Annotated in this window: 19 protein-coding genes; all 19 read left to right on the top strand. The window is 34.6% G+C overall.

What is annotated here, in order from left to right:
* Positions 1-156, top strand: a 156-nt coding sequence (locus IDG63_RS13965; RefSeq protein ID WP_241012391.1) for a DUF1270 family protein, incomplete at its 5' end; no start/stop codon positions are given.
* Between the two features lie 93 nt (positions 157-249).
* Entirely contained in the window at positions 250-510 is a 261-nt protein-coding gene (locus tag IDG63_RS13960; protein ID WP_000291067.1) for a DUF1108 family protein, read from the top strand.
* 14 nt (positions 511-524) lie between these two features.
* Positions 525-1,004 (top strand): siphovirus Gp157 family protein, encoded by a 480-nt coding sequence (locus IDG63_RS13955; RefSeq protein ID WP_000002516.1) that lies wholly within the window; start codon positions 525-527, stop codon positions 1,002-1,004.
* Positions 1,004-1,642, top strand: coding sequence for an ERF family protein (locus tag IDG63_RS13950; protein ID WP_031790437.1), 639 nt, complete (start codon positions 1,004-1,006; stop codon positions 1,640-1,642). Before IDG63_RS13955 ends, IDG63_RS13950 begins: the two co-directional genes overlap by 1 nt.
* Positions 1,642-2,067: a single-stranded DNA-binding protein gene (ssb, locus tag IDG63_RS13945; RefSeq protein WP_206176457.1), complete on the top strand. Its 426-nt coding sequence runs from the start codon at positions 1,642-1,644 to the stop codon at positions 2,065-2,067. The genes IDG63_RS13950 and ssb overlap by 1 nt, the downstream gene beginning before the upstream one ends.
* A gap of 10 nt (positions 2,068-2,077) precedes the next feature.
* Positions 2,078-2,629 (top strand): NUMOD4 domain-containing protein, encoded by a 552-nt coding sequence (locus IDG63_RS13940; protein ID WP_117221672.1) that lies wholly within the window; start codon positions 2,078-2,080, stop codon positions 2,627-2,629.
* Complete coding sequence (locus IDG63_RS13935) at positions 2,630-3,298, top strand: putative HNHc nuclease (RefSeq protein WP_103153105.1); 669 nt, start codon at positions 2,630-2,632, stop codon at positions 3,296-3,298.
* A complete protein-coding gene (locus IDG63_RS13930; protein ID WP_000240898.1) occupies positions 3,298-4,080 on the top strand; it encodes an AP2/ERF family transcription factor in 783 nt (260 codons plus the stop codon). Before IDG63_RS13935 ends, IDG63_RS13930 begins: the two co-directional genes overlap by 1 nt.
* Entirely contained in the window at positions 4,052-4,867 is an 816-nt protein-coding gene (locus tag IDG63_RS13925) for a phage replisome organizer N-terminal domain-containing protein (RefSeq protein ID WP_117221673.1), read from the top strand. Before IDG63_RS13930 ends, IDG63_RS13925 begins: the two co-directional genes overlap by 29 nt.
* A gap of 9 nt (positions 4,868-4,876) precedes the next feature.
* Entirely contained in the window at positions 4,877-5,650 is a 774-nt protein-coding gene (locus tag IDG63_RS13920) for an ATP-binding protein (protein ID WP_031925044.1), read from the top strand.
* Positions 5,644-5,802 (top strand): hypothetical protein, encoded by a 159-nt coding sequence (locus IDG63_RS13915; RefSeq protein ID WP_000256594.1) that lies wholly within the window; start codon positions 5,644-5,646, stop codon positions 5,800-5,802. The genes IDG63_RS13920 and IDG63_RS13915 overlap by 7 nt, the downstream gene beginning before the upstream one ends.
* A 12-nt stretch (positions 5,803-5,814) precedes the next feature.
* Positions 5,815-6,036 (top strand): DUF3269 family protein, encoded by a 222-nt coding sequence (locus IDG63_RS13910; protein ID WP_054193484.1) that lies wholly within the window; start codon positions 5,815-5,817, stop codon positions 6,034-6,036.
* A 9-nt stretch (positions 6,037-6,045) separates the two neighbouring features.
* Complete coding sequence (locus IDG63_RS13905) at positions 6,046-6,450, top strand: DUF1064 domain-containing protein (RefSeq protein ID WP_103147029.1); 405 nt, start codon at positions 6,046-6,048, stop codon at positions 6,448-6,450.
* Between the two features lie 4 nt (positions 6,451-6,454).
* Positions 6,455-6,640 (top strand): DUF3113 family protein, encoded by a 186-nt coding sequence (locus IDG63_RS13900; RefSeq protein ID WP_054193150.1) that lies wholly within the window; start codon positions 6,455-6,457, stop codon positions 6,638-6,640.
* On the top strand, positions 6,641-7,015 hold the full coding sequence (locus IDG63_RS13895; protein ID WP_206176455.1) for an SA1788 family PVL leukocidin-associated protein: 375 nt from the start codon (positions 6,641-6,643) through the stop codon (positions 7,013-7,015). It begins immediately after the preceding gene.
* Complete coding sequence (locus tag IDG63_RS13890; RefSeq protein ID WP_000022720.1) at positions 7,012-7,269, top strand: DUF3310 domain-containing protein; 258 nt, start codon at positions 7,012-7,014, stop codon at positions 7,267-7,269. Before IDG63_RS13895 ends, IDG63_RS13890 begins: the two co-directional genes overlap by 4 nt.
* 2 nt (positions 7,270-7,271) lie before the next feature.
* Positions 7,272-7,472 (top strand): hypothetical protein, encoded by a 201-nt coding sequence (locus tag IDG63_RS13885; protein WP_000235326.1) that lies wholly within the window; start codon positions 7,272-7,274, stop codon positions 7,470-7,472.
* An 8-nt stretch (positions 7,473-7,480) separates the two neighbouring features.
* Positions 7,481-7,729 (top strand): SAV1978 family virulence-associated passenger protein, encoded by a 249-nt coding sequence (locus IDG63_RS13880; protein ID WP_078101314.1) that lies wholly within the window; start codon positions 7,481-7,483, stop codon positions 7,727-7,729.
* Between the two features lie 13 nt (positions 7,730-7,742).
* Positions 7,743-8,150, top strand: a complete 408-nt coding sequence (locus tag IDG63_RS13875) for a hypothetical protein (RefSeq protein ID WP_103231079.1) — start codon at positions 7,743-7,745, stop codon at positions 8,148-8,150.
* Positions 8,151-8,273 lie beyond the last annotated feature (123 nt).

The raw sequence follows: 8,273 nt of genomic DNA, 5'->3' as shown, positions 1-8,273 counted from the left end.
AACATTTATAAAAGCTACTTAATAGCAGTACTGTGCTTCACAGTCTTAGCGATTGTACTCATGCCGTTTCTATACTTCACTACAGCATGGTCAATTGCGGGATTCGCAAGTATCGCAACATTCATATTCTATAAGAAATACTTTTATGAAGAATAAAAAAACTGCTACTTGCGCCAACAAGTAACAGTGACAAACGATTAACAAAATTAATTCGTGTTCAATATAAAACGAAAAACGGAGGAAGTCAAGATGTATTACGAAATAGGCGATATCATACGCAAAAATATTCATGTTAACGGATTCGATTTTAAGCTATTCATTTTAAAAGGTCATATGGGCATATCAATACAAGTTAAAGATATGAACAACGTACCAATTAAACATGCTTATGTCGTAGATGAGAATGACTTAGATATGGCATCAGACTTATTCAACCAAGCGATAGATGAATGGATTGAAGAGAACACAGACGAACAGGACAGACTAATTAACTTAGTCATGAAATGGTAGAGGGGGATTAACTAATGGCTAATCTATATGAGCTATCAGAAGCATTTAAAGAGATGTCTAATCAAGATGAATTAGATCCAACATTACTAAAAGATACATTAGATTCTATCAAAGCAGAAATGAACGTCAAAGTAGACAACATTGTCAATTGGAGACGTGAAACTTTAGGTGACATAGATGTCATAGATAAAGAAATTAAGAGACTTCAAAATTTAAAAAAACAAAAACAAAATTTAACTGATCGTTTAAGAGATTACTTAAAAGAGATGTTAGAAACACAGGAAGTAGATAGTTACCGCACAGCTACTAATCATATTTACAAGCGCAAAAACGGGGCTAGTAAAAATATTATCGATGAAAAACTTATTCCAAAGGATTATTGGCTATCACAAGCGCCAAAGCTTAATTCTAAGCAACTAATCGATGATTTGAAAGCTGGGAAAGATATTCCGGGTGCTGAATTAAAGGTAACAGAAAGTCTGGTGATTAAGTGATGAACAAATCAGAAACAGTTGTTGAAATAAATAAAGCTATGGTTGCGTTTCGCAAGGAAGTAAAGCAGCCACTTAAAGATAAAAATAATCCATTTTACAAATCAAAATATGTACCACTCGAGAACGTTGTAGAAGCTATTGACAAGGCAGCAACGCCTCATGGGTTGTCTTATACCCAATGGGCTTTGAACGATGTAGACGGACGCGTAGGAGTCGCTACAATGCTTATGCATGAAAGCGGTGAATATATCGAGTACGATCCTGTATTTATGAATGCAGAAAAGAATACGCCACAAGGCGCAGGCTCGTTAATCAGCTACCTTAAACGTTATTCATTATCCGCGATTTTCGGTATTACTAGCGACCAAGATGATGACGGAAATGAAGCAAGTGGAAAAAATAATAATCCAAAACAGCAAACTAGAACACAATGGGCTAGTAGCGAAACCATAGGGATTTTAAGGAAAGAAGTTATAGATTTCACTAACTTGATAAAGGGCACGGATAAAGAAGCGCCACAAAATATAGTAGAACAAAAATTCGACATAAATAACTATAAATTAACAGAAAAACAAGCAGCAGAAGCTATTCAAAAAATACGAAACAACGCAAAAACAATTACTGGAGGAAAACAATAATGTTAAACAGAACAGTATTAGTAGGACGCTTAACAAAAGATCCAGAATATAGAACAACGCCAAATGGTGTGAGTGTTACCACTTTCACTATCGCAGTTAACAGAACATTTACTAACGCTCAAGGAGAACGTGAGGCAGACTTTATTAACTGTGTAACTTTTAGAAAACAAGCAGAAAATGTAAATAATTATTTATCCAAAGGGTCATTGGTTGGCGTTGATGGACGTTTACAATCACGCAGTTATGAAAACAAAGACGGGCAACGTGTATTTGTCACAGAAGTAGTAGCGGACAGTGTTCAATTCTTAGAACCGAAGAATAACAACCAACAACCAAACAACAATTATCATCAACAAAGACAAACTCAAACTGGTAATAATCCTTTTGATAACAACGCAGACTCTATAGAGGATCTTCCTTTTTAGGAGGTGTTAGATGAACGAATTATGGAAAGATGTTGTAGGTTACGAGGGCATATACGAAGTTAGCAGTAAAGGTAGAGTTAGAACTCACAAAAATAAAGTTACTTGGTCTAACCGTTATCAAAAATGGAGGCATTGGAAACAGCTTTATTTAAAAGATAAAACACCTAATGGTCGAGATGTAAGAGTAACCCTTTGGAAAAATGGTAAACGCAAAGATTTTTTAGTCCACAGATTAGTGGCATTCGTTTTTATACCAATGATAGAAGGTAAAAATTGTATTAACCATATTGACGGGAACCCCAAAAATAACAATGTAGAAAATCTTGAATGGTGTAATCACTTGGAAAATAATAGGCATGCATTTGAAACAGGATTAATGCATACCAATATGGCTGTAAAACTTATTAATCATTTAGGTATCGAATATGAATTTATAAGTATGAGTAGAGCAGGAAAATTCTTAGGCAGAAGTCATAGTTATATTAGCGACAAAATAAAAAGTAATCACAAAGATGTTACTGATATACATGGTAATAAATATAAATTTGAGAAGTTGATATAAATGCCAATAATTACTAGTTATATCACTCAAGATGACGGTACAACAACAGTTGTCATCTCGGGTGTTGAATTAGGTAATAAAGAAACATTACTACTTGATAACGGGTTTGATGTGGAAGTCGATGTGAGCGTCATAGATCCGTTTCAAATTACCGGCAAGCAACGACGAAAAATATTCGCGCTTGTCAAAGACATAGAAGAATATACAGGTCAACCAATGGACTATATGCGACATATGTTCATCGAGTATGTAAGGACTTACTACGGCTATGATGAACGTATTTCACTAAGTAATTGTACGAGAACACAAGCAAGTCAAATCATTGAAGCAACGCTTGACTGGACGTTCTACAATGACATACCACTTAGCTACAAAACGAGTAATCTACTGAAACAAGATAAATCATTCTTATACTGGTCAACTGTTACGCGTCATTGCATTATATGCGGAAAGCCTCACGCAGACTTAGCGCATTATGAAGCAGTCGGCAGAGGTATGAACAGAAACAAGATGAATCACTACGACAAACATGTACTAGCGTTATGTCGCGAACATCACAACGAGCAACATGCGATGGGCGTTAAGTCGTTTGATGATAAATATCAATTGCATAACTCGTGGATAAAAGTTGATGAGAGGCTCAACAAAATGCTGAAAGGAGGAGAATAATGGTTAAATCGATATTTTTACAAGATGGAGAAGAAATTTTTGTTGATGATGAAGATTATGAGAGAGTTAATCAATATATTTGGACAAAATCTTATGTAGATAACGTTAGAAGAATTCACACAAAGACACTCAACGTTAGCTTAAGTGGATTTGTATTAGAAAATGGTTTTCAAAAAATAAAAAATAATGATTTTACCAAAAACAACATCACTTCAATTGGTTATCAACAACGATGGGCAAGGCCTACAAGAAATACTTCGAGTATCTATAAAGGTGTTTATTTAAATCGAAAAACAAAAAAATGGTCTGCTGTAATAAAAATTGATAGCAAATCTAAATATTTAGGTAGTTTTGTTAATGAATGGGAGGCAGCTAAAGCATACAACAGCGCAGTAGATAAATATTGGGACGGACAAGGTTATAAGAATCATAAAAATCAAAATGACTCTATATTTGAATATGAATACAAAACTTACAAAGACCAAAAACGTCGTAGAAGAGGAAAAAGTAAGTTCAAAGGAGTCTATTTAACTCAAAGTGGTTATGTAGCGCAAATAACTTATAAAAGAAAGACATATCATATTGGATGGTCAAAAAATATTTATGAGACTGCTCTCATGTTTAATAAAATTAATTTTTATTTACATGGTTCAGACGTAATCCTTAATGACGTACCTATGACAGATGAACTTAAAGAATTCATATCTAACTGGGAAATACCGGACAAAATAAAAGCGCTGAAAGGAGAAGACAATGGGAGAAGTATCGTGGATAAAACTTAAAGTTGGCATGTTTGATGACAGCAAAATCAAATATATCGAAGCTTTACCCGAAAGAGATACGATCATAACTATTTGGGTTAAGTTGCTAACTTTATCAGGAAAGTACAACGAACAAGGTTATATTATGTTATCCGAAAACTTGCCTTATAACGAAGAAATGTTAGCAAATGAGTTTAGTCGACCTATCAACTCAATAAGGTTAGCAATACAAACTTTTGAGACATTGGGCATGATTGAAAAAGTTAATGGTGTCATAAAAGTGACAAATTGGGAAAAGCACCAAAACATTGAAGGACTCGAGAAAATCAGGGCGCAGAACAGGTTGAGGAAACAAAAGCAACGAGAAAACAACAGAAAATTGCTAAATGGTCACGTGACGTCACGTGACAGTCACGCAACAGAAGAAGATAAAGAATTAGATAAAGAATTAGATAAAGAATTAGAAAGAGATAAAGAAAAAGATATAGATAAGAACTTAAGTTCAAATAATACCGCAACTGACGTTACGCATGAGCAATTTGAGGAATGGTGGAAACTTTACGACAAGAAGAAAGATAAGAAGATGTCTTTTACTAAATTCAAATCATGCTTAAAGAAACATTCTTTTGAGCAAATCATGCAAGGTACTCGAGAGTATTTAAAAACTATTACAGACAAACAATATCAAAAGTACCCTAAAACGTTCTTAACTAACGAAAGCTATATGAATGATTATAGCGGAGAGATTAAAGAAACTGGCATAGATCAATTGGAACGTATGAAGTACGACGAAAGTTATTGGGATTAGGAGGACGTTATGAAACCGTTATTCAACGAAAAAATAAACGAGAGTTTAAAAAAATATCAACCAATCGAAGTAATACTAAGACAGAATTGTGATAAATGTGGGCATCAATATGACTTATATAAGTTTGAAAATGGATATGAATACAAAGATGGTTGCGAATGTGAAATTCAAAGATTGGCTTATGAAGAATACAAAAGGAATAAACAAAAGAAACTTGATTATATTTTTAATCAATCAAATGTTAATCCGGCTTTAAGAAATGCAACAGTAAACAACTATAAACCACAAAATGAAAAACAAGTACAAGCTAAACAAACAGCAATAGAGTATGTACAGGGTTTCTCTACAAAAGAACCGAAATCATTAATATTGCAAGGTTCATACGGAACAGGTAAAAGCCACCTAGCATATGCTATCGCAAAAGCAGTCAAAGCTAAAGGGCATACGGTTGCTTTTATGCACATACCAATGTTGATGGATCGTATCAAAGCGACATACAACAAAAATGCAGTAGAGACTACAGACGAGTTAGTCAGATTGTTAAGCGATATTGATTTACTTGTACTAGATGATATGGGTGTAGAGAACACAGAACATACTTTAAACAAACTTTTCAGCATTGTTGATAACAGAGTAGGTAAAAACAACATCTTTACAACTAACTTTAGTGATAAAGAACTAAATCAAAATATGAACTGGCAACGTATCAATTCAAGAATGAAACACAATGCAAGAAAAGTAAGAGTAATCGGAGACGATTTCAGGGAGCGAGATGCATGGTAACCAAAGAATTTTTAAAAACTAAACTTGAGTGTTCAGATATGTACGCTCAGAAACTCATAGACGAGGCACAGGGCGATGAAAATAAGTTATATGACCTATTTATCCAAAAACTTGCAGAACGTCATACACGTCCCGCTATCGTCGAATATTAAGGAGTGTTAAAAATGCCGAAAGAAAAATATTACTTATACCGAGAAGATGGCACGGAAGATATCAAAGTCATCAAGTATAAAGACAACGAAAATGAAGTTTATTCGCTCACAGGAGCCCATTTCAGCGACGAAAAGAAAATTATGACTGATAGTGACCTAAAACGATTTAAAGGCGCTCACGGGCTTTTTTATGAGCATCAGTTAGGTTTGCAGGCAACGATATTTGATATTTAGAGGTGGACGATGAGTAAATACAACGCTAAGAAAGTTGAGTATAAGGGGATTGTATTTGATAGCAAAGTGGAGTGTGAATATTACCAATATTTAGAAAGTAATAAGAATGGCACTAACTATGATCGTATCGAAATACAACCGAAATTCGAATTATTACCAAAACTAGATAAACAACGAAAGATTGAATATATTGCAGACTTCGCGTTATATCTCGATGACAAACTGATTGAAGTTATCGACATTAAAGGTATGCCAACCGAAGTAGCAAAACTTAAAGCTAAGATTTTCAGACATAAATACAGAAACATAAAACTCAATTGGATATGTAAAGCACCTAAGTACACAGGCAAAACATGGATTACTTACGAGGAATTAATTAAAGCAAGACGAGAACGCAAAAGAGAAATGAAGTGATCTAATGCAACAACAAGCATATATAAATGCAACGATTGATATAAGAATACCTACAGAAGTTGAATATAAGCATTTTGGTGATGTGGATAAAGAAAAAGAAACGCTGGCAGATTACTTATATAACAATCCTAACGAAATACTAGAGTATGACAATTTAAAAATTAGAAATGTATATATAGAGGTGGAATAAATGGCGAAAACAGCAAGAATTGTAAGGATACACGATAAACCTTATAGGTTCAGTAAATTTGAAATGGAATTAATAGAAAGTCACGGTATAACCGCTGGAATGGTTTCTAAGAGAGTAAAAGACGGTTGGGAACTACATGAAGCAATGGACGCACCAGAAGGTACGCGTTTAAGCGAGTACAGAGAAAAGAAAACAATAGAAAGACTGGAACAAGCTAGACTCGAACGCAAATTGGAAAGAGAGCGAAAGAGAGAGGCTGAGCTAAGAAGAAAGAAGCCACATTTGTTTAATGTACCTCAAAAACATTCACGTGATCCGTACTGGTTCGATGTCACTTATAACCAAATGTTCAAGAAATGGAGTGAAGCACAATGAGCATAATCAGTAACAGAAAAGTAGATATGAATGAAATACAAGACAATGTTAAGCAACCAGCGCACTACACATACGGCGACATTGAAATTATAGATTTTATTGAACAAGTTACGGCACAGTACCCACCACAATTAGCATTCGCAATAGGTAATGCAATCAAATACTTGTCAAGAGCGCCGTTAAAAAACGGACACGAGGATTTAGCAAAGGCGAAGTTTTACGTCCAAAGAGCTTTTGATTTGTGGGAGGGTTAACTATGGCAACTCAAAAACAAGTTGAATATGTGATGTCATTACAGGAACAACTGGAATTGGAAGACTGCGAAAAATATACAGACGAACAAGTTAAAGCAATGAGTCATAAAGAAGTTAGCAATGTGATTGAAAACTATAAGACAAGCATAAGGAACGAAGAGCTATATGATGAATGCATGTCGTTTGGTCTACCTAATTGTTAAAAGGGGTGATGACTATGACAGATAACGCACGCAAAGAATACTTAAATCAATTTTTCGGATCTAAGAGATATCTGTATCGGGATAACGAACGAGTGGCACATATCCATGTAGTGAATGACATTTATTATTTTCATGGGCATATCGTGCCAGGTTGGCAAGGTGTGAAGAAGACGTTTGATACAACTGAAGAGCTCGAAATATATATAAAGCAACATGGGTTGGAACACGAGGAACAGAAGCAACTAACTTTATTTTAAGGAGATGTAAATAATGAAAATCAAAGTAAAAAAAGAAGTGAACTTGCCTGAACTTATCCAATGGGCTTGGGATAATCCTGAATTAGCAACAGGAAGAAATTTTTATCCACAAACTAAGAGTGATATTGATTATAAGTGCTTCTCTCTTTATGACGGAAGAAATTGTATCATAAAAGGTTTTGTATCAGCTGATGATACTTTTGAAGTCGAAGTTGAAGAGGAAATCACAGAAAATACTAAGTTTGGTAGATTGATTGAATTATTCGAGATTCAAGAAGGAGACTATAACTCTACACTATATGAGAACACTAGTATAAAAGAATGTTTATATGGCAGACGTGTGCCTACCAAGGCATTCTATAGCTTAAACGATGATATGACGATGACATTAATTTGGAAAGATGGGGAGTTGGTAGTATGAACTATGAAACAGGGTTCCAACTAGGTGTAATGGAAGCTAGGTTGAAGAAGATGAGAAAACAACGTGATGAGTACAAGAAGCAACGAGATGAGCTTATTGGGGATATGACGGAAGTTAAGAGAA

The sequence above is a fragment of the Staphylococcus sp. EG-SA-14 genome (genome assembly GCF_017151935.1).
Lineage (GTDB): Bacteria > Bacillota > Bacilli > Staphylococcales > Staphylococcaceae > Staphylococcus > Staphylococcus aureus.
This window is presented reverse-complemented; position numbering and strand designations above follow the sequence as displayed.